1 protein-coding gene is annotated in these 1,017 nt (G+C 44.9%); it reads right to left on the reverse strand.

Annotated features, from left to right (window positions below):
• Window positions 1–87: 87 nt before the first annotated feature.
• Window positions 88–825, reverse strand: a complete 738-nt coding sequence (locus ACUVJL_RS12570) for a phytoene desaturase family protein (protein ID WP_445246154.1) — start codon at window positions 823–825, stop codon at window positions 88–90.
• Window positions 826–1,017 lie beyond the last annotated feature (192 nt).

The following is a 1,017-nucleotide window of genomic DNA, read 5'->3' on the forward strand; positions in this document are numbered from 1 at the left end:
GTTTAAAGTAAATTTTTCCTTCAATTTGAGTGCAAGTTTCAACCTTGACTCCAGGCAAGTCTAATAAATAGTCTAAATGAAAGCTCATTACTTTAACTGTATTGGTTGATCTATTTTACACCATAAACTCAGGAGAGCCGAATTGATGACATCTTCAAAATGCTGCGTCGGGTAAAATGCGCCTTCTTGATAGCCTCTAAACAAGGCAATCCAAGCATAGAAAGAAAGCTGATTTGGAGGCAGCAAAAAGTCCGGCCATTGCAGGGCTAATAGGGTTTGGGCGGCTTGCGGGAGTTGGAACTTGTCGAAAACGTCCTGAAGTGTACTATTGAGATGTTGGACGGCACAGAATACGTCACCGAAATTTTTGAGCAATTCAATTGGTTTGACGGGAGGAGCGAGTTTTCTGAGTCCTTCGCCGGTTTTCTCGACTTCGTTGACGAATTGGCGAATTCTCTCGCCCGCTTCGGGAAACAGCACCGACAATCTGCGGATCAGTTCCTCTGGTTCGGAGGGAATATCCAGCGCATACCCAGGCATTCTCATGTGGTCGTAGCCATTCGGATCGTACCGTTCAAAGGTGACATCTCGATCGAGACCGAGTTTTTTGAGAACTCGATTGACTGTATGTCCTTCGCCGCAGTCCCAAACGTAGTGGAATTGGGCATTAAAGGTGTATTTTTTGGCCATCGTAAAGGTGTGACCAAAGCCTCCGGGATGCTCGTGAGCTTCGAGGATGTGTACGGTTTTGCCGGAGTTTGCCATCAAAGCTCCGAAAACCAGTGCTGATAAACCACTGCCGACGATGAGGTAATCTGTTTTCATGGTAAATTTCCTCGATCGAGTGAATGGGGCGATCGTTGTCTATTTAAACTAACTAGACCTCTTGCGAAAGTGCGCTCGTTCTAGGTAAAATAAAAGAAATAATTAGCTCCCATAAGATGAATTACGAACAAGTACAAAAGTTAAACCCCGCCGACTTTAAACGGTACTGTGGACTACATCAAGAGACATTCA

The sequence above is a fragment of the Microcoleus sp. OTE_8_concoct_300 genome, assembly GCF_031383065.1.
In the GTDB taxonomy this organism is placed as follows: Bacteria; Cyanobacteriota; Cyanobacteriia; order Cyanobacteriales; family Microcoleaceae; genus Microcoleus.

Bases quoted from the DNA above. Each gene is read 5' to 3' on its own strand.
- ACUVJL_RS12570 (WP_445246154.1), bottom strand. From the start codon at position 825: ATGAAAACAGATTACCTCATCGTCGGCAGTGGTTTATCAGCACTGGTT.